Origin of the sequence: Blastochloris sulfoviridis (genome assembly GCF_008630065.1) — a bacterium.
Classification (GTDB): Bacteria; Pseudomonadota; Alphaproteobacteria; order Rhizobiales; family Xanthobacteraceae; genus Blastochloris; species Blastochloris sulfoviridis.
On the sequence record NZ_VWPL01000025.1, the window covers coordinates 20,893 to 47,793 of the forward strand.

The 26,901-nt window shown below is 69.7% G+C and carries 19 protein-coding genes; 4 read left to right on the forward strand and 15 right to left on the reverse strand.

Annotated features, from left to right (window positions below; all coding sequences use genetic code 11):
* Positions 1-19 precede the first annotated feature (19 nt).
* A complete protein-coding gene (gene trmFO / locus F1193_RS12880; protein WP_150098214.1) occupies positions 20-1,453 on the reverse strand; it encodes a methylenetetrahydrofolate--tRNA-(uracil(54)-C(5))-methyltransferase (FADH(2)-oxidizing) TrmFO in 1,434 nt (477 codons plus the stop codon).
* A 97-nt stretch (positions 1,454-1,550) separates the two neighbouring features.
* Between trmFO and F1193_RS12885 the strand changes: the two genes are divergently transcribed.
* Positions 1,551-2,165, forward strand: coding sequence for a hypothetical protein (locus F1193_RS12885; protein WP_150098215.1), 615 nt, complete (start codon positions 1,551-1,553; stop codon positions 2,163-2,165).
* On the opposite strand, the gene F1193_RS12890 is transcribed toward F1193_RS12885, so the two are convergent.
* The 3 genes from F1193_RS12890 to F1193_RS12900 all read right to left on the reverse strand — a co-directional run bounded on the left by F1193_RS12890 (position 2,119) and on the right by F1193_RS12900 (position 10,512).
* Positions 2,119-2,997 carry a patatin-like phospholipase family protein gene (locus F1193_RS12890; protein ID WP_150098216.1) on the reverse strand — a complete coding sequence of 293 codons (879 nt, stop codon included), beginning with the start codon at positions 2,995-2,997 and terminating at the stop codon, positions 2,119-2,121. The genes F1193_RS12885 and F1193_RS12890 overlap by 47 nt on opposite strands.
* A gap of 251 nt (positions 2,998-3,248) precedes the next feature.
* The gene (locus F1193_RS12895; RefSeq protein WP_150098217.1) at positions 3,249-4,646 is read right to left on the reverse strand and encodes a hypothetical protein; all 1,398 of its coding nucleotides are present in this window, start codon (positions 4,644-4,646) and stop codon (positions 3,249-3,251) included.
* A gap of 10 nt (positions 4,647-4,656) precedes the next feature.
* Positions 4,657-10,512, reverse strand: a complete 5,856-nt coding sequence (locus tag F1193_RS12900; RefSeq protein ID WP_342781822.1) for an AAA domain-containing protein — start codon at positions 10,510-10,512, stop codon at positions 4,657-4,659.
* On the opposite strand from F1193_RS12900, the gene F1193_RS17500 reads away from it, so the two are divergent.
* The gene (locus F1193_RS17500) at positions 10,399-10,893 is read left to right on the forward strand and encodes a hypothetical protein (RefSeq protein ID WP_246164385.1); all 495 of its coding nucleotides are present in this window, start codon (positions 10,399-10,401) and stop codon (positions 10,891-10,893) included. The genes F1193_RS12900 and F1193_RS17500 overlap by 114 nt on opposite strands.
* Before the next feature lie 44 nt (positions 10,894-10,937).
* Here F1193_RS17500 and F1193_RS12905 read toward each other — a convergent pair whose 3' ends face one another.
* From F1193_RS12905 to F1193_RS12940, 8 genes are all read right to left on the reverse strand, one after another.
* Positions 10,938-11,585 carry a 4Fe-4S cluster-binding domain-containing protein gene (locus F1193_RS12905; protein WP_150098218.1) on the reverse strand — a complete coding sequence of 216 codons (648 nt, stop codon included), beginning with the start codon at positions 11,583-11,585 and terminating at the stop codon, positions 10,938-10,940.
* On the reverse strand, positions 11,582-13,468 hold the full coding sequence (locus F1193_RS12910) for an AAA family ATPase (protein WP_150098219.1): 1,887 nt from the start codon (positions 13,466-13,468) through the stop codon (positions 11,582-11,584). Before F1193_RS12910 ends, F1193_RS12905 begins: the two co-directional genes overlap by 4 nt.
* Before the next feature lie 263 nt (positions 13,469-13,731).
* Positions 13,732-14,070, reverse strand: a complete 339-nt coding sequence (locus F1193_RS17370; protein WP_211198856.1) for a hypothetical protein — start codon at positions 14,068-14,070, stop codon at positions 13,732-13,734.
* An 84-nt stretch (positions 14,071-14,154) separates the two neighbouring features.
* The gene (locus F1193_RS12920) at positions 14,155-14,610 is read right to left on the reverse strand and encodes an HIT family protein (RefSeq protein ID WP_150098220.1); all 456 of its coding nucleotides are present in this window, start codon (positions 14,608-14,610) and stop codon (positions 14,155-14,157) included.
* 125 nt (positions 14,611-14,735) lie between these two features.
* The gene (locus F1193_RS12925) at positions 14,736-15,038 is read right to left on the reverse strand and encodes a hypothetical protein (protein WP_150098221.1); all 303 of its coding nucleotides are present in this window, start codon (positions 15,036-15,038) and stop codon (positions 14,736-14,738) included.
* Positions 15,039-15,119: 81 nt separating this feature from the next.
* Positions 15,120-16,421: a GNAT family N-acetyltransferase gene (locus F1193_RS12930; protein ID WP_150098222.1), complete on the reverse strand. Its 1,302-nt coding sequence runs from the start codon at positions 16,419-16,421 to the stop codon at positions 15,120-15,122.
* A 50-nt stretch (positions 16,422-16,471) separates the two neighbouring features.
* Positions 16,472-17,227 (reverse strand): glycerophosphodiester phosphodiesterase family protein, encoded by a 756-nt coding sequence (locus F1193_RS12935; protein WP_210247373.1) that lies wholly within the window; start codon positions 17,225-17,227, stop codon positions 16,472-16,474.
* Entirely contained in the window at positions 17,224-17,691 is a 468-nt protein-coding gene (locus tag F1193_RS12940; protein WP_150098224.1) for a RidA family protein, read from the reverse strand. The genes F1193_RS12935 and F1193_RS12940 overlap by 4 nt, the downstream gene beginning before the upstream one ends.
* 291 nt (positions 17,692-17,982) lie before the next feature.
* On the opposite strand from F1193_RS12940, the gene F1193_RS12945 reads away from it, so the two are divergent.
* Positions 17,983-18,846, forward strand: a complete 864-nt coding sequence (locus F1193_RS12945; RefSeq protein ID WP_150098225.1) for a cell envelope integrity EipB family protein — start codon at positions 17,983-17,985, stop codon at positions 18,844-18,846.
* Positions 18,847-19,284: 438 nt separating this feature from the next.
* Here the strand turns inward: F1193_RS12945 and F1193_RS12950 are convergent, their stop codons facing one another.
* The 3 genes from F1193_RS12950 to F1193_RS12960 form a co-directional block, all read right to left on the reverse strand.
* Positions 19,285-20,643: an HlyD family type I secretion periplasmic adaptor subunit gene (locus tag F1193_RS12950; protein ID WP_150098226.1), complete on the reverse strand. Its 1,359-nt coding sequence runs from the start codon at positions 20,641-20,643 to the stop codon at positions 19,285-19,287.
* Between the two features lie 233 nt (positions 20,644-20,876).
* On the reverse strand, positions 20,877-23,171 hold the full coding sequence (locus F1193_RS12955) for a peptidase domain-containing ABC transporter (protein ID WP_150098227.1): 2,295 nt from the start codon (positions 23,169-23,171) through the stop codon (positions 20,877-20,879).
* Positions 23,168-24,919, reverse strand: coding sequence for a peptidase domain-containing ABC transporter (locus tag F1193_RS12960; protein WP_150098228.1), 1,752 nt, complete (start codon positions 24,917-24,919; stop codon positions 23,168-23,170). Before F1193_RS12960 ends, F1193_RS12955 begins: the two co-directional genes overlap by 4 nt.
* A gap of 453 nt (positions 24,920-25,372) precedes the next feature.
* Here F1193_RS12960 and F1193_RS12965 point away from each other — a divergent pair.
* Positions 25,373-26,901 (forward strand): cadherin repeat domain-containing protein (locus F1193_RS12965; protein ID WP_150098229.1); only part of this gene is annotated, 1,529 nt, incomplete at its 3' end.

The window sequence follows — 26,901 nt, forward strand, 5'->3', positions numbered from 1 at the left end:
GTCTTGTCCGCCAATGTCGTCACTCCGCCGCGGCTTTGAAGGCGCCGGCCCGCCAGCCGTCGAAGTCCGACAGCGCCCGGCCGCACAGCGCGCGCTTCTTGGCGATCGACTTCGCCGGTCCGCGCAGGCGCTCGCCCTGTTCGTTACGGGTGGGGCCCGCCAGCGGCGGGAACAGGCCGAAATTGACGTTCATCGGCTGGAACGAGCGCGGCCCGGCATCGATGGTCTCGATATGGCCGCCGGTGATGTGGTTGAGCAGCGCGCCATGCGCGGTGGTCGGCGGCGGCGGCGGCGCGGCGGCGTCTCCGAGCCGCTCGGCGGCGGCGAAGCGACCGGCCAGCCCGCCGATTGCCGCGCTCTCGACATAGCCCTCGCAGCCGGTGATCTGGCCGGCGAAGCGCAGGCGCGGGTCAACCTTCAGGCGAAGTACGCCGTCCAAGAGCTTAGGCGAATTGAGGAAGGTGTTGCGGTGCAGCCCGCCGAGCCGCGCGAACTCGGCCCCTTCAAGCCCCGGAATGGTGCGGAACAGCCGAATCTGCTCGGCATGCTTCAGCTTGGTCTGGAAGCCGACCATGTTGAACAGCGTGCCGAGCTTGTTGTCCTGGCGAAGCTGGACGATGGCGTAGGCCTTCACGGTGGGATTGTGCGGATTGGTCAGGCCGAACGGCTTCATCGGCCCGTGGCGCAGCGTCTGGCGGCCGCGCTCGGCCATCACCTCGATCGGCAGGCAGCCGTCGAAATAGGGCGTCGCCGCCTCCCAGTCCTTGAACGGCGTCTTGTCGCCGGCCAGCAGGCCATCGATGAACGCCTCGTACTGGTCGCGGTCGAGCGGGCAATTGATGTAGTCGGCGCCCGAGCCGCCGGGGCCGGCCTTGTCGTAGCGCGACTGGAACCAGGCGACGTCCATGTCGATCGAGTCGCGGTGGACGATCGGCGCGATGGCGTCGAAGAAGGCCAAGTCCGCCTCGCCGGTCAGCGCCTTGATGGCCTCGGCCAGCGGCGGGGAGGTGAGGGGGCCGGTGGCCAGGATGACGCTCTCCCAGTCCACGGGCGGCAGGCCGGTGATCTCCTCGCGGCGGACCTCGATCAGGGGGTGCGCCGCGAGCGCCGCGGTGACGGCGGCGGAGAAGCCCTCGCGGTCGACCGCCAGCGCGCCGCCCGCCGGCACCTGATGGGCATCGGCGCACGTCATGATCAGCGAGCCGAGACGGCGCATCTCGGCGTGCAGCAGGCCGATGGCGCTGGTCTCGGCATCGTCGGAGCGGAAAGAGTTCGAGCACACGAGCTCGGCCAGCCCGTCCGTGCGGTGGGCCTCGGTGCCGCGGTGGGGGCGCATTTCGTGCAGCACCACCGGCACGCCGGCCTGCGCCGCCTGCCAGGCGGCCTCCGAGCCGGCGAGGCCGCCGCCGACGATGTGAATCGGTGCCTTGGCGCGTGGGGTGTTGGCCGTCATTTCGGTCTTATGGGTGCGTGGGCCGCGCCGGTCAATGTCGGGGGACAAACCCGCAAAGGGCCTTCAGCCGGGGGCAGAATACACGCTAGGATACCACATGCGGTGGATCGGGGTGTTCCTTGCGGGCGCGGGCCTGTGGCTGGCCGGGCCGGCACTGGCCGGCCGTGACGAGGCGGTGAGCTATCTGGCGACCAAGTCCGTGGCCGAGCCGCAGGCGGGGCGGGTGGTGGTGTGCCACGGTTTCGGCTGCGCCGAGCGGACGGTGGTGCGGCTGGGCGCGGGGGATATCGCCGAGCTGAAGCGGCTGTTTGCCGGCGCCGGCTCCGCGCCGGCCGAGCGCGCCGCCGTCGCCCGGGCGATCGCTTTGCTCGAACGCAAGGTGGCGCCGGCCGCCGGCACCGGGCACGACCGCGGCGGCCTCGACCCGATGACGCCGGAGAAGGGCCAGCTCGACTGCATCGACGAGTCGACCAACACCACGAGCTATCTGGTCCTGCTCGCCGATCTCGGCCTGCTGAAATTCCACGTGCCGGACGGTCCGGCCTCGCGCGGCTTCCTGTTCGACCTGCGCTACCCGCACCAGACCGCGGTGATGGTGGAGCGCGCGAGCGGCCGGCCCTGGGTGGTCGATTCCTGGCCGCATCCCAACGGCCAGCCGCCGGACGTCATGCCCCTGGATCAGTGGCGGAACGCCGAGCGCCGCTGGCGCTGACCCGCTGCGCCTTGGCGAAGGCGGCGCCATCGCGCTGGCCGAGCGCGAACGCGGCCCGGATGCCCTCGGGGTCGGTGATATCGAACTGGTGCACCGGGATCGGCTCGGACGGCTCGACATAGAGGCGGCCGGGCACCTCGGGAAGCGCGTCATAGCGGCGGGTGAGCAGCACCAGCGTGCGCCCGCCGGCCCGCTCGACCGCCGCCAGGGGCTCGACCGGCACATTGTCGACGAGGCCGCCATCGAGCGCGATTCGCCCGCCGATGCGCAGAATCGGCATGATCGGCGGCACGGTGGCGGTGGCCATCAGCGCCTCGATCAGCTCGGCCGTGGAGGCCATCGCCCGCGCCGGAACGAACTCCGGCTCGAAGCCAAGCGCGCGGCCGAAGCGCGGATGCACGGGCGCAAACAGCCGCTTCTCGATCTGGTAGGCGGCGAGCCCCAGCCAGGGCGCGGCCAACGCCGGCAGCCAGCGCGGCGGCCGGGCGAGGGCGATCCGGAAGTCGGTCAGCGCATTGATGCGGGCGAGCGCGTCGCCCCTGAGCGTGCGCGTCATCAGCTCGCGATAGAGCCCGGCGACCGGGAACCAGGTTGGCGAGCCGGAGCGGCGGCGCCAGTCGAAATTGGCAAGGTGCGGCCCGCAGGCCGAGATCACCGTCGGCCGCACCTGATCGATGAGCCCGAGAAGCGAGTAGGCTGCCTGCCAGGCGCCGGCACTGGCGCCGACCACCAGCCGGGGTGCGAGGTCGAGGCTCTCGCGCGCGGCGTCCCAGAACCCGCCCTGCCAGTAGCAGCGATTGCCGCCGCCGGCGAAGGCGATGGCGTCGAACATGTGCGAGTCTCCCGAATCCCAATGCTCAAGCTCGCGCCAACTTGCCAGAGCGGCCGCGGCCGGTCACGCGGGAACAGGCTTGTGGCGCGATCTGCCGGTCCGGCCGCGTCAGCCGGCCGCCGTGATGCGAAATCGGGCGCGAAGAGCCGGGTTTCCACGTTTCGGCCGTTGAAAAAATGCCCGTAACGCCTCAGCCCCTTGCGAGCGTTGCCAAGCCGGGACAGGGATGGGCTCGCCCTTGAGGGTAATTATCACCGGAGCGTTCGGAGGCGCGGGGACGTTTCGACATCGCGCGCACCCTCATTCGCGCTGTTCGGGAACGCCACAGTCTTCACCGGCTGGGCGCCGGCCTCGACCGCGCGGTCGATGGCGATGTCGCCGCCATCCTCGGACAGGATGTCTCGCAGACGCGCGAAGTCGGCGCACCAGGAAACCTCCTGGTCGCGATCGCGTCCGGCAGTCCGCGGGGCCGAGGGCCGGTCGGCGCCGACAAGGCGGACCTGCATCCGTGAGGCATCCGCGGGCGCTCCGAGTTCGACGCCGTAATCCGCCGTGCCCGGCTTGCGGATGAGAAGCCGGCCGTCGCGTTCCCACACGGTCGCCATGCCCTCGCGCACCTCGTAGCCGAGCGCGGCCAAGGCGCCGAGCACGGCGTGCCGGCGCGCGGCGGCGGCGATCGCGGATGTCTCGCGTTCGGCAACCGTGGCCGCCTCGGCAAGAAGATGTTCCATGTCCTCGTTTGCCAGAGCGTCCGGCCGGGCCTGCCGAATCCGGGCGGCCAGCGCGAGCGCGGCCTGCGTGCCGAGCGCATCGAGGCCGGCGGCGGCCTCGCACAGCCGGGCCCGGAGCTCCCTTGCGTCGCGCAGGCGCTTCGCCTCGCGGGAGGCATCGAGCAGCAGGGAGTCCAGCAGCAACGCCCGGCGCTCGCCGCCGACGCCGTCCAATGTGGCGGCGCGGGCTGTGTAGGTGGCGGCGAGTTCGGCGTCACCCAAGGCCTCCACGGCGGCGAGCGCAGTATCGAGACGGGCGTCAGCCGGTGACGGCGCAGGCGTCTGCCGGGCAAGCCATGCGGCGAGAGTGTCCGGCGTCTCCTGGGCGCCCAGTCGGGCCGCCAAAGCTCGGGTCTCCGCTCGCGTCCCGGTGCCGATGTCGCCACCGCCCGGCCGGCTGGCCGCCACAAGCCCGCGAAAGCCGGCGTCGATCACCGCCTGCAGATCGTCAAGCTCGTGTTCGGGGGCGACCAGTGCCCTCGCCGTGACACCCCGCAGCGGCTCGGCGACCGGGCGTCCTGCGGCCTCCAGTGCGGCACACACGCTGCGGGCCGCATCCGCGACACGCCGACGCCGGCTCCTGGCGGCCTCGGCAGCCGCGACGGCCTCACGTTCGACGCGTTCGGTCTCCGACCGGAAGAAGGCAGCCATTTGGGGCGCCTGTTTTTGAACGTCGAGATGGCGCTCGGCCCCGAACAGGTCTGCAAGCCGCCGTGCGGATTCGGCGATGGCGCGCTCCGTCTCGGCGCCGAGCCCGCCATGCCGGCGATGCGCTTGCCTGAGTGCCTCCGCCGCTGCTTCGGCGATGGCGATCTCCCGCCGGCAGATCGCCTCAATCTCCTCGCGCGTCACGATGCGCACGACCTTAGGTCCGCTCATTGTTCGCTCCTCACCCGAGGGCCGCGCGCAGCGCCGCGCCGAGCCGCCGGCGCTCGTCGTCCGGGCGATGGTACCAGGCGTGGGAGGACACGCGATGGACGACGGGGATCGCGCGCCGCAGCACGTCTGGGCGCCAGATCTCGCGCGCCCTGGCTCGCTCCAGCAGCCCGTGGCGGGGGGCGTCGCATTCGATGCCGATGCCGAACAGCCCCGTGCGCGGATCCTCGACCGCGAAGTCGAGCCCGAACGCATCGCCCTCGGCGGCGGGCACGGGGTCGTATCCGAGCTCGCGAAGATACGTTTCGATCGAATCGACGAAGCCGTCCCCGTCCTGAGCGGCGACGCCGTGGCGCGGGCTCGACAGGCGCGGCGACAGGCGGGCCGCCGATCGCCGCGCCGCGTCGATGTCCCCGGCGCTCAGGCGCGCCGCGTAGTCGAGATAGGCCTGCAGATAGTCGCGAGGCTTGCCGGGCGCCCGCCCGCTTGCGAGCCAGTCCGAGACGTCGCCCACCGGCATCGAGGTGATCAGCACGACCTTCGCGCGCGCACGCGTGACCGCGACATTCAGCCGGCGCTCGCCGCCGGCCTGGCCGAGCACGCCGAAGTTCCGGCGGAAGGCGCCGTGGCGGTCGCGGCCGAACGTCGTCGAGAACACGATCACATCGCGTTCGTCCCCTTGGACGTTCTCGACGTTCTTGACAAAGAAGCCCATGTCCTCGCGGTTCTGGGTGCGGTCGCGCTCCCGCCGGTAGGCTTGCAGGAAGCCGGGGTCGGCCTCCGCCCGCTTTTCGAGAAGATCCTCGATCAGGTCGGCCTGCTTGCGATTGAACGTCACCACGCCGATGCTCGGCGGCTCATCCGGCGCAGCCCAGGTCTCGGCGAGCCACGCGACGACGCGCTCGGCCTCGGCCACGTTGGTCTGGCCCTCGTACACCCCGTCGGCCCTTATCACCTCGACGGGGCGCACGCGCCGAACCTCGGCCTCGGGGTGGCGCGCTGGGACGCTCAGGTCGCCCTTGTAGAACGCCGCGTTCGAATAGCCGATCAGCTCCCGGTACTTCGAGCGGTAATGGATTTGGAGGATTGCCGTCGGGAGCACGCCACGTGCGAGCTGCAGCAGGTCCGGGCAGTCCTTGACCTCGCGGCGGTTCCAGCTCTCCTCCTGCGCCTCGCGCTCGGCCGCGGTGAGGCCTTCATCAAGCCCGTCGATCTCCGCGCCGTCGTCCTCGTCGTCGTCGATGCGCCCGGAAAAGAAGCTCGTGGGCGGCATCTGCTTCTCGTCCCCGGCCACGAGGATGCGCTTTGCGCGGAACAGCGAGGGCATCGCGTGCTCCACCGGCATCTGCGAGGCCTCGTCGTACACGACCAGATCGAAGAGCCCCGCCTTCAGCGGCAGCACGCGGCTCACGACGTCCGGGTTCATCAGCCAGATCGGGCGCAGCCGCATCAGGCCGAGGTCCGCGCCCTCGTCGAGGATCTGACGCAGCCGGCGCGCCCGCGGTCCCCGAAGCCGCGTGATGCCGTCCCAGGCCAGGATGCTGCCGAGCCGGGCAGGATCAAGGTCATGCCTGAGAAGCTCCCTGTTGATGGTCCGGAACTCGCGGTCGAGCGCGGCGAGAACCTCGATCTTCCGTGCGATCTCCTCGCGCTCGAACAGAAGGTCGGGACGCGCGGCCTCCAGGCGGCCCTTCCAGGCCAGCAGCGCTTCGCGCTGCAGCGTGCGCCTGACAACCCCATCGAGGTCCGAAGGGGCGAGCGCACGCAGCGCCGCCTCCTTCGGCCGCAGCACCCGGAACACCTGGAGCACGTCGGCGTCGAGGCCTGCCGCGCGGGTCCGGAAGCGTTGATAGGCCTCAAGCGAGCCCAAGGCGCCAACCACGCTGGCCAAGCTGTCGGTCGAGTCCTCGTTGCGCTGGATGCGGCGCTGCATCTCCTCCAGCCATGACGGCGAAAACCAGGATTCCAACGCGACGAGCGCCGTGCCGCTTCGTGCGCGCGCCGCATGCCTTGCGAAGGCCGTCTCGAAGGCGTGGCGCAGCGCAACGAAACCGCCCGGCGTTCCCGCCCGTGCGACCGCCGTGGCCGCTTCCGGGCGTGGGCAGGCCAGAACCGCCTCGGCCACGGGCGCAACCTGGCGAAGCGTGCCCAGGATGGCCGCAGCGTCGCGCGCGAGCGCGGCGAGGGCCGGCGGCTGCTCGGGGCTGGCAAGCCGCAGCGTCGCGCGCACCTCTTCGACCTGCGCCCTGAGGGGGCGCAGGTTCCGCTCCAGGCCGAGCGCGTCGCGCAGCCGCGCCATGCGAGTGTCGTCGGTGGCGTCGCCAAGTCCGGCGAGGAAGGTTCTGCAGCGGCGCCGGGCGCTCCAACGGGCGGGGTTCAACCGGCCGAAAAAGGACGCCGGGGCGGCCGCGCGGTGGGCGGCGGCGTACAGGGCCTGCAGCGCGGCAGGCGCCAGGGCTGCCGCGGGCGCGAACAGGGCCGCGTCGTGGTGGGCGGGGTCGAGCGCCCGAAGCTCCGCCTCGACCGTCTCCAGCGTCCGGATCGCCTCGATCCCCGGGGCCTTGCCGTCGAGGTTGGGCCGGAAGAGGTCCAACCAGGCCGCAAGACCCTGCCGGGTCAGGTCCGGCATGCCTTCGAGCATCGCTCCGTTCGCGGCGAGCCAGGCCGCGTGCGCCTCGGGCTCATCGACGTCGAAAGCGCCGGTCGTTGCAGCAAGGCCGTCGCGGCGGGCGACCTCGGCCTTGATGAACGCCGAAAGATCGGCCTTGAAGGCCTGGGCGACCGAGGCGTCGGCCGAAAACGGGCGGAGCACCTCAAGCGGGCTGTCCTCGAACGCGGCGTCGAGCCAAAGGCGCGCGAGCGAGGAGCAGACCTCTTCGATGGCGGCCATCCGGCCGCGGCCAAGCGCCTGAAACAGGGGCCGCAACCCCGGTGCGTCGACGACGGTGCCCTGGGCTTCCAGACCGATGAGCGCAGCGAGAAGATCCCGGTAGCTGAGGCCGGTGATGTCGTCCACGAGGTGGAACGCCTGATGGTGCCGGTCGATCTCGCCTTCCAGGGTCTCGATGCGCGCCGCCGCGTCCTCCCGCTGGCGCTTCAGGCCGGCAACCCGGACGGCGGATGCGGCCCGGGCCGCCCCGAGCTGATCACGGAGCGCCCGGACGATCGCCTCCCGGTCCCGGTTGGCGTCGACGACGTGGAAGAGCCGGTCGCCAAGGCCCTCGGCATCGAGCCGCTTCTGCACCACCTTCAGGGCGGCCTGCTTCTGGCACACGACCAGAACGGTCTCGCCGCGCCCGATCGCGTCGGCGACCACATTGACGATGGTCTGGCTCTTGCCGGTGCCCGGCGGGCCCTCGACGAGAAGGCCCGGCGCCGCGCGCCCGCGCAGAATCGCGGCGTCCTGGGAGGGATCGCTCTCGACGATGACGAAGCGGTCGCGCTCACGGACAGGCGCGAGCGGCTGAGGCACCGGCGGTTCCGGCGCGATCCGCAGGGCGGCGTCGAGCCCGGTGCCGGTGGGCGGCATGCGGGCCATCTGGCGAAGGTCTGCAGCGACCGACTGCCCGGTGAACTCCGCGTTGAAGAGCGCAGCGGCGCAGACCAGTTCGAACGTTCCGGGCGGCACCTTGGCGTCCTTGGATGGCAGGCGATCGAGTTCGCGGGAGCGGGGCGCCGCCAGCACGCCGAACGCGTCGATCACCTCGCCGACCCGAAGCGACGCGCGTCCCAGAAGCTCGTTCCGCGCCGCTTGCCATGTCTGGAATGCGCCTGCGCCCAGGATGCCCTCGAGCGCCGGATTCAGGCGAACCTCCTCCCGCTCGCCATCGAAGGCGATCGTCGCGGCGCTCGCGCCGACCGGCAACTTGATGTCGACCGGCCACAGCAGCACGGGCGCCACGCGCGGGCGCGCCTCTCGTTCCCCGTCCACCCTGCCGCCGTCGCGCACGACCAGGAACGGAAAGCCCAGCGTGCGGCCGTCGAGGCCGGTGTCCCGCCGGAAGGTTTCGGCATGGTTGATGAGGCGGCGAAACCGGCTCTCGCGGTTCTCGTCCGCGAGATAGCCGGCGGGGTCGAGTGGCACGGGCACCTCCGCCCGCGACAGGATGTGGTTGAGGAGCGCCTCGGCCGGGCGGAGGGCCGTGCCGAGTTCGAACAGATCGACGCGCGGCGTCGTCTTGCCGATGGTGAAGCGGGCTAGCGGCCCGCGCGACACGGTGCCCGACACCCGCTTTTCCAAATGGGCGAGAAGTGTGGCGACGTACTGCTGCTTCGGCGGCTCCCTCCAGGCGTCGGCGGGCACCGTGAGGAGGAGGATGACGGCGCGCGGGAGCGGCAGGCGGCGCTCGACGCGGAAGATGTCAGCCCACTCGTCGATGCGCGGGATGCCGCAGCGGGCGAAGTTCGCGGTGCGCCCATCGACGAGGCCGAAGATCTCGCGGCGCGGGCGCACGAGAAGCGCGGAAGCTGCAGGCGCATCGAACGCGACGCCCATCCCGGCGGCCAGCTCCCCGGCGGTGGACACGAGGTTCGCGATCGGCAGGAACTGGCCGGTCGCTGCTCCGACGAGAATGATCAGGTCCTCGTCCGACAGCCGTCCGCGTTCCACGATGGATGCCAGCCCGGCGTGGTCGGTGTCCGGGAAGACCTGCCGGATCGCATCCCTCTCGGCTTCGAGATTGGCGCGGGAGGACGCCAGCATCGCCACCCGCACGCGCTCCTCGTCGAGCACGATGTCCAGGATTTTGGCGCGCTCGCGGACGGCTTCCGCGCGCGCCCGCAGGCGCACGAGCCACGGCTCCCGCTCCATGCGCTCCAGGTGGTGCGTGACCTCGCCGGTGATGATGTCGTAGCCTTCGGCCGGGTGGGCGAGCAGCCAGGCGGGCGTGACGATCTCGCCACGCACGGTAAGCGGCAGCGCCGGGTTCAGGGCGAGCAGCGCCAGCGCGTGACGGAAATCCTCGGCAAGTCGCTCGTCCGCGCCGATCCGCCTGACGAGCGAGACACGCTTGGGATCGAACCTGCACGCCTCCAGCCATGTCGCCACGGCGCCCCGCAGCAGAAGGTCGCGCGCGGCGTCCCAATTCCCGGCTTCCGCCGCAGCCAATGCGAAGGCATCCGGCCTTGTGTAGACGCGCCCCGCCAGGGCCAGGCCCGGTCCGGCGGGTTCGGCATCCGTGGCCGGCGAATCGGGTGCCTCGACGGCCTCCCCATCCAGCCACGCGCGAACCTGGGCGGCCGACCAGCGCTTGAGCGGATCGCGCGCCAGGAGGCCGCGCAGCAGAAGCCGGACGTCGGGATCGAGATCCTCCGGCAGCGGCACGCCGCGGGTGACGACGTGAAGCCGGAACGCCTGATCATCGACGCCGTCGAAGCAGCGGCCGGCCGTCGCCTGCTCCAGGACGATCATGCCGAGCGACCACCAGTCGGAGGCGGCGCTCACCGCGCCGACGATCGCCTCGGGGGCCGAGTAGCGCGTCAATTCGAGCGGCGCCACGGATTCGAGGTCGAAGTCCGACAGGCGCGCCGAGCCGAAGCTCGTGACCAGGAGGTCGAGCGGCTCGGCCGTTCGCACGCACACAGTTCGCGGATTGATGTCGCGGTGGCGTAGCCCGACCTCGGCGAAGCCCGCGAGGGCGCGGCCGAGCTCATCGACGATCCGCCGCAGCCTCGCCGGATCGGTGGAGCCCGCAAATCCGGCATCCGCCAGCGTGCCGCCGGCGATGAGCTCGGTCACCTCATAGGCCCGCCCGTCATGGCGGCCGGTCTCGATCAGCTCCGGAATATGGTCGAGCGGCATGCGCCGAAGGACGTCGTGCACCGTCGGGTCGGGCTCGGCACCAAGCTGGTAGAGGGTCGCCAGCACCATGCGGCCGTCCGGCCCGCGGGCCTCGAAGCACGCATAGGGCGGCTCGGCGAGCGCGGCCGGCCGGCGCCGCAGCAGGCTCCACCCGGCGATGGCGCCGAGCGGCGCCTCGTCCGCGGCGTCATCGGCCAGATCATCGGCCGGGGCGGCGGCAGGAGCTGGGTCGGCGCCACATGCGAGGCAGATCTCGTCCCCGGCGTCCATGACGTGGCCGTTGACGCATCGCCTGAGTGCGGCCGCAAGGCCAGCCGGTACGGCCGGAGGGACGGGTGTCTCCTCGACGGGCGTTCCTTTCTCGCGGATCGCCTCGCTCGCCAGCGGCCACTGGCACGGCGCGCCGTGGTGGAGGTTGTCGCAGAACAGCTCGGAGACCTGCCGATCTGAGCCGCAGTTTGGGCAGCGGCGAACCAGCAACCTGGGTTGGGTCGTCATGGCGTGTGGCGTGCGTCCTCGGTGGTGGCGGCGCGATGCCCGGCGTCCGCCAGGATTCTGGCGAGGCGGCGCATGTCGCCGCGGCGCGGAATCCCGGCAAGGAACACGTCACCGGTTTGGTCGTCGAACATCACCTCGAGCGTATCGGTTCGACCCTTGGCAAGAACATCCGGGCCGTAGCGGGACTGGCCGAGAGCCGTGCGAGGGATGAGGCGCTGGTTGTCGCTGCCGCGCAGGGCCAGCGTCTGGCCGGAGCCGGCGTCGAACGGGCCGGCGACGAGGACGTCGAGGAGTCCATCGAAGCGGTCGAGGGGAAGCGCCTCCAGCGGATAGCCCGAGTAGACGAGGATATCGCCGGCGTGGCGGGCCCGCAGGGCCATCAGCAGCAGCCGGAGCGCGTCCGGCTGGTCGAACGGTTCGCCGCCGGAGACCGTGATCCCATCGGCCGCGTGCAGCCAGGGGTCGAGGGCGGCCAGCACCGCCTCCACGGTGGTCTTCCCCGGGCGGGGATCCCAGGTGTCCATCGAGATGCAGCCGGTGCAGCGGATCGAGCATCCCTGGACCCAGATTCCGATGCGCGCGCCAAAACCAAGCGTGCGAACGGGAAAGTGGATCCGCGACAGGTGCAGCGCCCCCGCAGTCATGCCGCAACGGCTCCGCCGCCCGTCTCCTTGGAGAGCCGCAGCGTCGTCACGCCGGTCTCGTCCGGCTCCAGGCCCGTCACCAGCCAGCGCTCGCCGGCCTCGGCCTCGGCGTCGAACAGCGCCCGCGCGAGCGGGTTCACGAGATGCGCCTCGACCTTGTTGCGGATGCCTCGGCCGCCATTCGAAAGATCGGCCAGGCTGAGTTCGGCCAGACGCGCACGGGCCTCCTCGGTCAGCGTCACCTCGATTCCCTGGGTCGCCTCGACATCGCGGAGGATGCCGCCAGCCATGCTTTCGAGAATCTCCGCCGCGACCCCGGCGCGGATGAAGTCGAACACCAGCACATTGTCGCCGATCCGGTTCAGAATCTCGGGCCGGTTCAGCACCGTCTTGAAGTATCGCTCGATCTCGGCGCGCACGCGCGCCTGAACAACCGGAAAGGGATCGTCGGGCAGGATGTTAGGGACGCGGGTCCCGTCCGCCTCAAGGCGGTAAATTCCCAGGTTGGACGTGAACACGATGAGGGCTTCCGAGAAATAGACCCGGTCGCCGCGCCCCGAGGTCAGCACGCCGTCGTCGAGAATCTGCAGGAACTTGTCGAGAATGCGCGGATGCGCCTTCTCGATCTCGTCGAACAGCACGACACAGAATGGCTTCTCGCGGATCGCATTCGTGAGCTCGCCGCCGACGTCATAGCCCACATATCCTGGCGGCGCGCCGATCAGCCGCTGATCGGAATGCTCGGCCGAAAACTCCGACATGTCGAAGCGGATATAGGCCGTGTCGTCGCCGAACAGCAGGCTGGTCAGGGTCTTGGCGAGTTCCGTCTTACCGACGCCGGTGGGGCCGGCAAGGAAGGCGACCCCGCGCGGCCGGCTGCCGCGCCGCGGCGCGCCAACGCCGGTGACGGCGCGCTTCACGATGTCGAGCACGTGGGTTGCCGCATGGTCCTGACCCTTGACGCGCGCCTGAATGAACGCGGCGCCGCGCCGGATCTTCTCCCGGTCGATGCGGGCCCATGGATCTTCGGTCACGCCAACCTTGTACCGGCGGACGGCGTCGGCGACGCGCGACAGGCTCAGCCCTTCCGAGCGGCCGAGTTGAATGATCGCCGACAGATCGACCAGCAGCAGGCCCTCGGTCTGCTCGACGAGGGCGGACAGCGCCTCGCCGAATTCCGCGGGGCTGGCCTCCCGCGCGCCGTCCAGACCGCGCAACAACGTCGAGGCGAGCTGCCGCCGGATGCGGTGATCGGGCCTGGCGACCGGGATGTGGCGGATGCGTGGATTGTCGACGACAAGCCAGTCCGGCAGGTCGCCCTCCTTGTCCACGATCCACACCACCGTGTTGAAGAACGGTCGCGGCGGCGTGCCGTGCGGCCGCGGACGAACCTGGTGCGACAGCACGAGGGCGCGGGTGAACGCCTGATGCTCGGGGTTTGTGAGGACGTCGTTCCGCACGATAAGACGGGAGGCGAAGTCGGCGATCACCGCGACCGGACCATCGGAAATCGCCGTACCGCCGACGACGCGCTGCAGGGTCTCCGAGAACAGATCGAGGCCCGCCGCGGCTGCGCCGTCGCTTCCTGCTGTGAGGCCGAACTGCGCCAGCAGGCCGGCGCCGGCTGACGGCGAGTCGCCGGGCCGAGCAAGCACCCGGAACCCGGTCACGGGGTCATAGGCCAGAATCTGCGCGAACCCGGCGGCCCGCAGTTCCGACGCCAGGGCCGAGGTGAGCGGAACGGCAGCGACCGTATCCGCGCCCACTTCGGCGAACTGAAGATCGCGCACATTGCCGGAGAGCACGAACTGGGGCTTGAGCGGCAGGAAGCGACGCAGATCGCGCATCCATCGCGGCCGCTCGAACGCGCGCGTTTCGGACATTCTCGCTCTTCCCCCGACGGCGCAGTCGAATGCCGTCGACGAGATTTACCAGACGCAGGGTCGCAAAACCAATGCTTGTCCGCACGCAGCGCGTCAGCTTGAGGAGGAGAAGGTCGAAGGGAGCAGTGGTAGGCGCTCGGCCTATCCGGGTTCCAGGCCCGCCTTGCGCGGACGGTCGAATTGGAGGCGAACCCCAGGGCCGTTCAACGCTCTTTCAATCCGCCAGCGATTGCGGATGGCGCTGGCGAAGGTGGACGATGATGTCATTGCCGGTGTCGCGGGCAACCTCGAATGTTTTTTTGGCAGTGCATGGCATTGAGGGTGAAGACCCGGCCGGTCAATCCGAGCGTTTCGATCAGGGTCTGCACCGCCGGGATCTCGTTGGACTTTTCCTCGACCACCTCATGGGCGAGGATGATCTGGTGGTCGACGGCGAAGGCGCTCAGCACATGGGCGGCCTTGCGGTCGTGGAAGGCGTCGAAGCTTTGCCGCATCGCGATGATTGAGAACGGGATCACGCCGACTTGGCCGTACATCTTGCCTTCGGCGCGGCGGGGGTCCGGAATGGCCGCGAGGCAGGACGCGAGATCGACGCTCATCATGGGCAACCTCCGAATCGGTTGCTCCCCATAGATTCAGAGCGAACGCGCCCGAAAAAGCGAAAAACGCTCCCTCACGCCAAAGCCTTAGCCCTCATGGTCCAGAGCGTTGAACGACCCTGGCCCAATCGCCGCGATCAGCCTGTCGGCGTGCTGCTTCAGCACGGCCATGTCCTCCTTGTAGGAGGTGGGCGGCTTCATCGCCACGCCGGCATGACGCGGGACGACGTGGACGTGGAGGTGGAACACCTCCTGGCCGCCGGCCGCCTCGCTGAACTGCATCAGCGTGACGCCGTCGGCGGCGAAGGCCGCCGTGCCGGCTTGCGCGATCTTCTGCGCGGTGCGGATCACCGCGGCTAGGTCGTCCGGTTCGATGTCGAGAATATTGCGGGCGGGGGCCTTGGGAATCACCAGCGTGTGGCCGGGCGCGCGCGGCATGATGTCGAGGAAGGCGAACGTCTTGTCGTCCTCGAACACCTTGAAGCAGGGAATCTCGCCGCGTAGAATCTTGGCGAAGATGTTGTTCGGGTCGTAGGCGGTCATGTCGCGGCCCCGGTTTGTCTCGACGTGCCCTGACGCATCGGCGTGGCGCCTGTTTGGCGCCGCCGCCGCCTTGGGTCAAGGGGCCGGCGCGACGCCCGGAGCGCCGCGACGTCTCGAAGACGAGCTCAGCGCCAGCCGCAGACGCGCCGGCCGCGACGCCACCAGCACGTCCAACGCTGCCGGACGCACACCCGCCGGCCCCAGCGGTCCCAGTAGCACCGGCGGCGCCACCGCACGGACTCGGCCTGGACGGTATCGAGATCCGGACGGAACAGCGCATCGAAGGCCGTCGCTTCCTCGGGGGAGCCGGGCGGAACGGGCGACGCGGGCGCAGCCTCGGCGCTGACGGACCCCACCGTGATGGCGGCGGTGCCAAGGGCCAAGGCGCCGAACACGAAGGCGCGACGATGAAGCTGGGTGTCAGTCATGGCGTGCTCCTGCTTGGTGCTTGGGGGAAATAGTCCTTTCCTTCCGCAACGCCCTGCGGCCGGAATGGTTCAGTACGCAGTTCACTCCTCGAATTCCTCGTCGGCAAGACCTTTTTCCCGTGCGGCAGGGTCCTTCCGGAACGGCGTCTCGGCCAGCAGCGTCCGGCCAAGATCGGCGACATAGGCGCGCTCGCGGGCCAGGTAGCTGGCGATTCCCCGGCGTAAAGCGGGATCGGCAATGTAGTGGGCCGAATAGGTGGGCACCGGCAGATAGCCGCGCGCCAGCTTGTGCTCGCCCTGCGCGCCGGCCTCCACCCGCGCCAGGCCCAGCTCGATCGCCGCCTCGATGGCCTGGTAGTAGCAGAGCTCGAAATGCAGGAACGGGTGGTGCTCGATCGCGCCCCAGTGGCGGCCGTAGAGCGTGTCGGAGCCGCGGAAATTGAGGGCGCCGGCGATCCAGCGGCCGCCCCGCCGGGCCATCGCCAGCACGATGGTGTCGGCCATGCGCGCCGACACCAGCGAGAAGAAGTCGCGGGTCAGATAGGGCCGGCCCCATTTGCGCGAGCCGGTATCCATGTAGCAGGCGAAGAAGGCGTCCCACACCTCCTCGGTGAGGTCGGAGCCGGTCAGGCGGCAGATCTCGATGCCGGAGGCCAGCCCCTCGCGGCGTTCGCGGCGGATGGCCTTGCGCTTGCGCGCGGTGAGGTCTTCGAGAAACGCCTCGAACGATGTGTAGCCGCGGTTCGTCCACTGGAACTGCCGGTCGGTGCGCTGCAGCCAGCCGGCCTCGCCGAGTTCCGCCCATTCGCGCCCGGTCGGGAAGGTGACATGGACGGAGGAGGCGCCGGTCTGGCGGGCGAGCGCGGCGAGGGCGCCGGCGAGGCGGCGGCGGACCGTGGGGGCGTCGCGGCCCGGCCGCACCATCAGCCGCGGGCCGGTGCACGGCGTGAACGGCACCGAGACCTGGAGCTTGGGGTAATAGCGCCCGCCGGCCGCCTCGTAGGCTTCGGCCCAGCCCTGGTCGAACACATACTCGCCGCGCGAATGGGTCTTCAGATAGGCCGGCACGGCGCCGATCATGGTACCGTCGGCATCGCGCGCGATCAGGTGGGCGCCAGCCCAGCCGGTGCGGGGCACGGCCGAGCCGGACTCTTCCAGCGCCGACAGGAACTCGTGCAGAACAAACGGGTTATCTGCCGTTTCCTGATAGGCCGGGTGAATTTCGGCGCCGGCCGGCAGGGCGTCGGCCGCCGGTGAGACCGCGGCGCGGGCGCAGGCGTTCCAGGCCGCAGGCTCGACGTCGCGAAGGCTCGGGACCGCCTCGAAGGTCAGAGCCGGCGGCGCGGGAGCGGCTGAGGGGTCGGTCGGTATGTTTTCGCGCATGGACGGTTCCGGGGGGACACCGTCACTTTACGGCAAAGGCCGCACAAGGATCATGTCAGCTTCGGCCTGAATCCCTCGAAGATCATCTGGTCGGCCCAGCGTTCCGCCCGCGCGCGGTCCTTTTGCGTGCGCACCGTCCAGGTCAGCACCGGAACGGCGAGCGCGCGCCGGGCAAGCTCGGTCGCCACGGTCGGCAGGTCGCCGACGCAGAAGGCGACGAACTGCGGGCGCGACGCCGGCCAGTGCAGCAGATTGCCGAGCACCTGCTTTCGCATGGCGGAGAGCCCGGTCCATTCGGGGTCGGCATAGTGGCGCTCGGCGGTGATGCCGCGGACGATGCCGGGCGCCAGCGTGCGCAGGGCGGCAACCAAGGCGGGGTCGAACGACATCATCGCCAGCCGGCCGCCATAGGGGGCGGCGATCTCGGCGGCCCGCCGCACCAGCCTGAGGTCGCCGTCGAACCGGCTCTTCAGCTCGACGATCAGCGGGACGTGCCCCGATACCAGCGACAGCAGTTCGGAGAACCGCATCATGCCGTCGTCGGTGGCGCGGTAGCGCACGGCCTTGAGCTCGGCGGCGGTGCGTTCGGCCACCGGGCCGGTGGCCTCGGTCAGGCGGTCGAGCGTGTCGTCGTGGAACACCATCGCCTCGCCATCGGCGGAAAGCTGCAGGTCGACCTCGATGGCGTAGCCGGCGGCCGCGGCGGCGGCGCAGGCCGACAGGGTGTTCTCGACGACGCCGTCGGCGGCATCGTGCAGCCCGCGATGGGCGATCGGGCGCGCTGTCAGCCATTCGGGTGTCATCAGGCGACCTCGAACAGGCCTTCGATCTCGACCAGGGCGCCGAGCGGCAGTTCGGCGACGCCTATGGTGGAGCGCGCATGCCGGCCCGCCTCGCCGAACGCCGCGACCATCAGGTCGGAGGCGCCGTTCATCACCTTGGGCAGGTCGGTGAAGCCGGGGCTTGCATTGATGAAGCCGCCGAGGCGCACCACCCGCGTCACCCGGTCGAGATCGCCGATGGCCGCCTTGACCTGGGCCAGCACATTCAGCGCGGCGTAGCGCGCCGCCTCCTGGCCTGCGGCGAGGTCGAAATCGCTGCCCATCCGGCCGGTGTGGCGCAGCGCGCCGTCGGGCGCGAAGCAGAGCTGGCCGGACACCGTGACCAGATTGCCGGTACGGACGAACGGCACGTAGGTGGCGACCGGCGCCGCCGGAGCGGGCAAGGCATGGCCTGCCGCGATGATCCTGCCCTCGACCGTTCCTGCCATCACGTGTCCTCCTCAATGATACGGTTTCCGGTCGATCCCTACGGGATACCGGAAACGGTCTCGCCGAAAACCCCTCGCTTGGGAGCGGGGTTTTCGGCGATCGGCATACGGTTCTCCGGCCTGATCGGCCGGAAACCGTATGAACCGCCAACCCATCATGCCGCTAAGTCATCGCGCAGGCGCAGGCGGCAGGCAAGCCGATCGGCCAATCCGATTGGCCAACCCGCATGACGTTGTAGCCGCCGCAGCGCGCAATTATGGTACCGCCACGCTTGTGTCGGATTCTGGCTCATGAATGCAATTTGTCGTGTCGCGGCGCGTCGTGCCGCGGCTCTTGGACTCGGCCTCGCTGCCGGGATCGCGACCGCGGCTGTGGCGGGGGAGGCGGTGGCGGAGGAGGCGTCGGCGTTCATCGCCCACCGCGCCGTCTACGACCTCACGCTGGATCGCATGGCCGCGAAATCCACGGTGCAGGGGGCGCGCGGGCGGATCGTCTACGAGTTCTCGGGCAATTCCTGCGACGGCTGGGCCATGTCGCTGCGTCAAGTGGTGCAGATCGACGGGGAGGACGGGCAGTCGACGGTGTCCGACACGCTGGCCACGAGCTGGGAGGACGTTGGCGGCGGCACGTTCCGATTCGCCAACCAGAACCTGGTCGACCGCAACGTGCGGGAGGTGAGCGAGGGTCGCGCCGAGCGGTCGGCGGATGGCAATGTGGTGGTGCAGATTTCCAAGCCGGCCGAGGGCCGGGTGGAAATCGGCAGCGGCGTGGTGTTCCCGACCCAGCACATGCGCCGCCTGATCGAGACCGCCCGCAAGGGCGAGACCATCCTGTCGGTCAAGGTGTTCGACGGCACCGATGCCGGCCGCAAGGTCTACGACACCATGGGCGTGGTGGGGCGGCCGGTCGCGCCCGGCGGCAACGGGGCGCTGGAGGCGGCGGTGCGGCTGCCGGAACTGAAGGAAACGCGGCGGTGGCCGGTCACCGTCAGCTATTTCGAGGCGGGCTCCGACCAGCAGACGCCGATCTACACGCTCAGCTTCGAGCTGTTCGAGAACGGCATCAGCCGCGACCTCACGCTCGACTATGGCGATTTCCGGCTCAAGGGCACGATGGCGACGCTCGACATCCTGCCGCCGACGCCGTGCCGGTGAGGCACGACGGGTGAAGCGCTTCGGGTGAGGCACTGTGGGGTGAGGCCGGCCCGCTCGCCCGGCGGACGGTGAATTATACGGTTTCCGTTTGATCCCTTCAGAACAACCGCTGGCCGGGAGCCGCGCTCTTTCCCTCTCCCCTTGCGGGAGAGGGTGCCGAGCGATCATGAGATCGCGAGGCGGGTGAGGGGTATGTCGTCCAGCGGATGCCGTCTGCACCCCGCACCCGGCTCGACCTCGCATTCGCTCGGTCTCGCCACCCTCTCCCGCAAGGGGAGAGGGAAGGAAGAAGCCGAACCAATCAACCGGAAACCGCATTAGAGCGTCCGCCGATCCGATTGGATCAAGCGGACGTTCCGAGTTTTTGAGTTGTCGCATTCTCTTTCGCAAAGCCGGTGCCCACTTTTGCGGAGAATGCTCTCAGCGCTCGGTGAAGATTCAGCGCTCGGTGAAGATCACGTCGAGCGAGTTGAACACCGGCTTCAGCATGTAGCGGACGATCGACTTCGAGCCGGTCACGATCTGGGCCTGGACCACCATGCCGGGCGTGATCGGCCGGGTCAGCGCGCCGGTGCCGACGCTGTCGCGGGCGAGGCGGATGACGGCGCGGTAATAGGGCTCGCTCGGCGCCTGCCCCGGCAGCGGGATCTGGCCCGCCTGCGGCAGGAAGGCCGAGGCCGAGATGTACTCGACGCTGCCCTGGACCGTGCCGAAGAGCGCGCTGTCGAAGGTGGTGAACTTGACGATGGCCGGCGAGCCGACATTGATGTGGCCGCTGTCGCGCGCCTCGATGCGCACGTCGGCGATGAGTTCCTGGCTGGCCGGCACGATGCGGGCGACGGTGTCGCCGGCCTTGATGACCTCGCCGGCCGATTTCGGCCCGAGCTCCAGCACGTAGCCGTCTGACGGCGCGCGCACCAGCAGCCGCTCGACGCGATCGGTCAGCTTGGCAAGCTGCTGCTGCGTCTCGGCGAGATCGGAGGCGGCCTTCGCCCGCTCCTCGGCGATCTTGCGCTCGGCATCTGCCCGTGCCCCGGCGCGCGCGTTCTCGGCCTCGGTGGCGGCGTCCTGGGCGGATTTGAGCTTGGCCTCCAGGTTGCCGATCTCGCCCTCGGCCTTCTGCACCGCGAGCTTCCATTCGAGATAGGTTTTCCTGGAGGTGTGGCCGTTGACGATCAGCTTGCTCTGGATGGCGAGCTGCTCGCGCTGGGTCTCGGCCTGCAGCCTTGCGTTCTCCAGATCGCTGCGGACCACGGCAAGCTCGCTCTGGCGCTGCGAGATGCGCGATGCCAGCGTGGTGTCCTCGCTCTGGCGCTGCTGGACGGCGCTGGCATAGAGCTGCACCTGCTCCGCCACCAGCGCGGCGTGCTCGGGCGCCACGTTGCTGAAGTTCGGCACCTCGTCGCGGCTGAGCGCGTTGAGCCGGATCAGTTGCAGCGTGAGGGCGACCTTGCGGCTCTCAAGCTGGTTCAGGTCGCTTTCGCTGCCGATCGGATCGAGCCGGATGACCGGCTGGCCGGCCTTGACGGTCTCGCCCTCGCGCACCAGGATCGCGTCGACGATGCCGCCCTCGAAATGCTGCACATTGAGGATCTGGCCGCGCGGGACGATCTGGCCGGTGACCGTCGTCGTCTCGCGCACGCTGGTCAGCGTGCCCCAGGCGATGGCGAGAACGACGAAGCCGGACAGCACATAGAGCGTCCACGACAGCACCTTGGGCGGGCGCCCATCTTCGAGGACCAGCGGCTGGGTTAGCCGGTGCGTGAAGTCACTGAGGGTTCGCCGTCTACGCAACATGGGGCTCAACCGACTGTACGCGCGGAAGTTTGACTCAAATTACGCTGGAAACGTTAACGGGCCGCGACCGCTGCCTGTCCGTCAGGCCGCTTCCGGACGATCCCTCCGGGACTCCGGAAACGGTCTCGCCGAAAAATCCTTGGTCTGGGAGGGATTTTTCGGCGATCGGCATACGGTTCTCGGGCCCCGTGGGCCGGAAACCGTATGGGCGATCTCGCCGGCGGCCCCGCGCATCAGGCCGCGAGCTTGTCGATGATCTTGTCGGGCGGGCCATCGGCGATGATCAGCCCTTCGTTCAGCACGACGACGCGGTTTGCCAGCCGCATGAAGGCCGGGCGGAAAGTGACCATGATCACGGTCGCCGTGCCCTTCAGCGCCGAGATCCTGGCCATGAAGGCGGCGGCGGCAGCCGAGTCCATGCTGGCGGCCGGATTGTCGAGCAGATAGACCGGCGCCGTCTTGACGAAGCAGCGGGCCAGCCCGATGCCCTGCTTCATCGGCTCGGACAATTGTTCGAGGCGGTTGGAGGTGAGGCGGGTCTCGATGCCCTCCGGCAGCAGCGGATGGCTCACGTCGACGCCGGCTGCCGCCAGCGCCGCGACGATCTCGGCGTCGGTGGCGTCGGGCTGGGCGAGGCGCAGATTCTGGGCGATGGTGCCGTAGAAGAAGTGCGGCTTCGGCGGCAAATAGGCCACCGCCGAGCGCCAGTCGGCCGCCGGGATCTGGCGCAGGTCGAGCCCATCGACCAGCACCGCGCCGCCGAGCGGCGGATAGAGCCCGAGTATCAGCTTGAGCAAGGTCGACTTGCCGGCGCCGCTCGGGCCGGTGATCGCGATCACCTCGCCCGGCTTCACCTGGAGCTGGACCCCGCGCAAGGCGGGCTCGGTGCGCCGCGGATAGCGGAAGACGAGGCGGTTCAGGGTCAACTGGCCGCCGAACTCGCGCCGGAACGAGCGCGTGCCGAGCGGCGCGTGCTCGCCCTTGATGGTCATCAGCCGGTTGAGCTGCTGATAGGTCTGCAGCGCCTGCTCCAGGCGGCTGGAGAACAGGAACGTGGTCTGCAGCGGCGACATCACCCGCCACACCAGCGCCATGGCGCCGACCAGGGCGCCGGGCGACATCGTGCCGTTCATCACCGACAGCGTTCCGAACAATAGCGTCGCCACGCCCGCGAGGCTGGCGAGCGCCTGCGCCAGGTTCTGCAGCACGCTGTTCAAGAACTGCAGCCGCCGGTTCTTGCGCGCCCATTCGACGAGAAGGTCGCGGTGGCGGGCGATCCAGATGCTCTCGGCGTTGAGGTCGCGGATCGCCTGGCGCTTGCCGAGGATCTCGCGCAGAAGAAGCTGAAGCCGCTGGCGCACGTCGCCGGCCGCATTGGTGCGGTGCTTGAGCAGCGGCAGCGTGACCGCCGACATCAGCGCGAACACCACCAGCAGCGACGCCGGAACCCACACGAGATGCCCGCCCCAGATGGCGATGGCGATGAGGAACACCACCACGAACGGGATGTCGATGATCGCGGTGACCAGGGCGCCGGTGAAGGTGTCGCGCAGCGTCTCGAACTGGCGCAGGCGCGCAACCTGCGTGCCGATGGGGGCCGTCTCGACCATCGAGATCGGCATCTGCAGGAGCTGGCTGAACGCCGCCATGGCCGAGAGCGCGTCGATGCGCGCGCCGAAATAGGCGATCATCCGCGCGCGGATGTAGCGTAGCGCCAGATCGGTCGCCAGCACGATGCCGGTGCCGGCCGCGAGCAGGAAGACGATGTCGGCGGAGCGCGTGCCGATGCCGAAATCGTAGATCTGGATGACGAAGAACGGCACCGCCAGCGCGGCCACGTTGATGAGGAAGCTCAGCGCGATCGCGCCGGCAATGGCCGGCTTGAAATGGCTGATGACGGTGCCGAACCAGTTCTTCTGGGTCTGCGTCGCGTCCGACTCGTCGGCCGACAGCCGGCAGACCGGAAAGAGCGTGCCCTTGAGCGCCGCCGGCCCGACATTGCGGCTTTCGCGGCTGTCGCCCTCGAAGACGGCGAGCGTGCCGTCGGCATTGCGGTCGATGATCACCGACAGGGCGCCCGTGTCGCTCTCCAGCAGCGCGGGCAGCATGTCGTCGTGAAGGCGGCCCGCCTTGAGGCGGCGGGCATTGCTGGCGAAGCCGAGGCGGGCGAGGACGCTGCGCAGATCCTCGATATCCGCCACGCGCTCGAAATAGGGCAGGGCCTCGCGCACGGTTCGGGCATCGCCGGCCCAGCCCAGCGCGGCGAGCAGCGGCGCGAGGCAGGCTTCCGCCGCGGTGGCCGGGGCAACGATCGCCTCGATTTCGTCGACCGGATCGCCGCCGGTGCCGCCGTCCGCCGTCGGCGTCGCGGCCGGGGTGGGCGCGACGGGCGCCGCGTCCGGCGGGGCGAAGGCACGCTCAAGGCGCGCCATGCTGGCGTGCACCGCATGGTCGCCCTCGGCCGGCGCGCGCGGCCGCAGCGCCTGCAGCGCCGTCTCGTCGAGCGGCTTGCGGGGCCCGTCGGTCATGCGACGCCTCTTTGGGGTTCCGGCAGGGGACTGCTGCGCTCGCAGGCGAGCGTGCCGTCGCCGACGCGGATGATCAGGTCGGCGGTGGCCAGCAGCGAGGGCCGGTGGGTTGCGACGAGCACGGTCATGCCGCCGCGCAGCGCATGCAGGGCCTTGATCAGGCCGGCCTCGGCGGTGCGGTCGAGCGCGGAATTGGCGTCGTCGAGGACGAGGATCGACGGTTCGCAGGCGAGAGCGCGCACGATCGCCACCTGCTGGGCGACGGAGACCGGAATGTCGTCGACGATGCCCTCGCCAAGCTGGGTCTCGAAGCCGTCCGGCAGCAGATTGATGGTGCGGTCGACGCCGACGAGGCGGCAGGCGCTGCGGGCGGCGGCGGCGCGCTCGGGCTGGAACAGCGTCAGGTTCTCCAGCAGCGTGCCGCGGAAGATGATCGGGACGGGGCCGACATAGGCGATCTGTGCGCGCACGCGGGCGAATTCGGGGTCGGTGGTGGCGATGCCAGAGATCCGCACGCTGCCGGCGCTCGGGGCAATCTCGCCGCGCAGCAGATTGAGCAGCGTCGAGCGGCCCGAGCCGTCCTCGCCCTTGACGCCGACGATGGTGCCGGCGGGAATCTCCAGCGTGATGCCGCTGAACAGCGGCGAGCCATCGGCGGAATGGACGAAGGCGGCATCCGTGCACACGATGGGGCCCTCGGGCGCGTCGCGCCGTGCGCCGGACAGCGTGCCGGCGGGGCCGGACAGCAGCGTCCGGATCTCGCTGCGGCGGTGGCCCACCGTCTGGTTGTCCATCCACAGCGAGATCGTGCGCAGCAGCGGCTGCAGGATCTGGCCCGACAGCATGGTGCAGCAGGCCAGCGCGCCGATCGACATCTGGTCGTTGATGACGTGGACGGCGCCGATCATCACCACGATGACCTGGGAGAGATTGCCGAACAGCACCGCCGACGATTGCGCGGCCTGCCCGGCCAGCATGGACTTGGCGGTGATGTTGGCGACGGCCTGCTGCAGGCGCTCGAAGCGGCGCTGCATCTGCGGCTCGATCGCCATCGCCTTCACCGACAGGATGCCGCTCAGCACCTCGGTGACGAAGTCGTACTTCTTGTTGTCCTGGACGCTGCGCCGCTCGATCACGTCGCGGAAGGCGCGGCTGCGGTAGATCGACAGCGCGGCGAACAGCAGGAACAGCGAGATCGGCACCAGCACCATCGTGCCGCCGACCAGGGCCATGACGCCGAGCCCGAGCGCGACGAACGGCAGCTCGATGGCGACGGTGCGCGACGGTCCGGCGTGATAGTCGCCGAGCGCGCCGATCGCCCCGTAGCGGTTGATGTGGGTGGCCACGGGGTCGCGCTCGACCGTGCCGGCGGGCGCCGCCAGCAGGCGGGCGACGGCCTCGTCCGACACCTGCAGGACGAACTGCGTCGACAGCCAGGACAGCAGGGCCGAGCGCGCGCTCTTGAGGCTGAAGTCGAGGATCAGCGCCACGCACAGGCCGAAGAACAGCGCAAACAGCGTTTCCTTGGCGTGGTTGGGGATGATGCGGTCATAGACCTGCAGGATCGTCAGCGGCAGCACGAGCGCCAGCAGGCTGGTCACCAGCGTCGCGAAGTAGACGGACAGCGGCAGCCGCGGCTCGGCGACGGGCTTGCCGGTGAAAATCGACCGGAAACGCACGGCGCCGTCGCTCGCCGCGGACACGCGTGCGGACGGCTCCAGCACCGAATGGGAAACTCGACGCGTCATCGCTGGTCACTGCAGCCCTTTTCTTCAAGCTTCACACGATATTCGGCAAATTCTTATCGTCTGCTTAATAGTCCAATAACGTTGCGGCTATGGGTGCGGGCTTGGACGCTGATCTGGCGACAATAAAAGGCAATGTAGTGCCAGGGCCGTAATACCAACGGCCGCAAGGCATGACTCGTCATGCCCGTGCTTGTCACGGCCATCCACGACTTAAAACGTCTTTTAAAACAAAGGCGTGGATGGCCGGGACAAGGCCCGGCCATGACGACGGCGGGTCGAAGTCGAACGCCCCCAGTATAATAACCATAACAGATCATAAACGCATAAAAACTCTATCTACACGAGTGGGGCGAGATGGGATTAAGAAATGCACTTTATATTTGCGCCGATAAGGCAGCAAAACCGCCCGCGATCCAGGTGATCCGGCGGATCTGACAAACGGGGAGCAAGTCGATGGCAGGCCTCACCACCTCCGGTGCTCCGCTCAACGATGCGGACCTGCAACTTCTGTCCAGCCGCCAGGCGATCGGTCAGGACGCACAGGGCGCCCCGTTCGGCGCCGACAAGCGGATCGCCGCGGCCGAGCACGGCCCGGCGGCACAGCCGGGGGCGACCGGCGGCGACCAGCTCACCAACCCCAATCTCCATTACGGTACGCAGTGGGACGACGGCCGGGGCGGCGGGCAGGCCGATGCGCATGTGATGCCGCACCCGGCCGCAGCGCCCGAGGCGGCGACGCCGATGGTCGACAGCCCGTCCATCCAGCCGCTGGCCAGCGCGGCCGCCGCGGAGCTCGCCGGCGAGGGCACGGGCGGGTGGGGCGGGGATGCCGGCGGCGCGCCGGCGGCGCGGCCGGGCGAGCCCACGATGTCCACCGGTCCGCTGGGATCCTCCACCCTGGAGCCGGGCGTCGAGCCGGGCCTGGTCTCGCCGGGCGAAATCACCGCGGCCGGCCCGACGCCGCAGGGCGCCGCTGCCGCACCGGCGGGGTCGCCGGCCAGCCTGATCGCGCCGCAGGAGTCCGGCCTGGCGCCGGGATCGAATTCGTCGGCGCCCGTCATCACCTCCGGCGACGGCGCGCAGGCGTCGGTCAGCCTTGCCGAGAACACCGCCGACGTGGCGACCATCACCGCCAGCGACGGCGATGCGGGCGCGCGGCTGACCTACGCGATCGCGGGGGGCGCCGATGCGGCGTTGTTCTCCATCAATCCGGAGACCGGGCACCTCGTGTTCAAGAGCGCGCCGGACTTCGAGCGTCCTGCCGACGTCGACGGCGACAACATCTATCATGTGACGGTGCAGGTTTCGGACGGCATCCACACCGACACCCAGGCGCTCGCCGTCTCGGTCACCAATCTGCAGGACGAGGCGCCGACCGGTGCTGCGATGTCGGGCGGGGTCATCGGCGAGAATTCGGCGGCCGGCACGGTGGTCGGCACGGTGACCGGCACCGACCCCGACGCGGGCGCGGTGCTGAGCTATTCGATTGTCGGTGGGGATGGCGACACGTATCAGATCGATGCCGCGACCGGCGTGGTGTCGCTGAAGGCCGGCGCGCGGTTGGATTTCGAGGCCGATGCGGCCGACAGCATCACGGTGCGGGTCACCGACCAGACGGGCCTCACGGTCGACCAGACGTTCGACATCAAGGTCGCCGACGTCAACGAGGCGCCGACCGGCGCAACGATGTCGGGCGGGGTCATCGCCGAGAACTCGGCGGCCGGCACGGTGGTCGGCACGGTGACCGGCACCGATGCCGACGCGGGCGACACGCTCAGCTATCAGATCGTCGGCGGCGACGCCGACACGTATGAGATCGATGCGTCGACCGGTGTCGTCTCGGTGAAGGAGGGCGCCAAGCTCGACCATGAGACGGACGCCGCCGACAGCATCACGGTGCGGGTCACCGACCAGACGGGCCTCACGGTCGACCAGACGTTCGACATCAAGGTCGCCGACGTCAACGAGGCGCCGACCGGCGC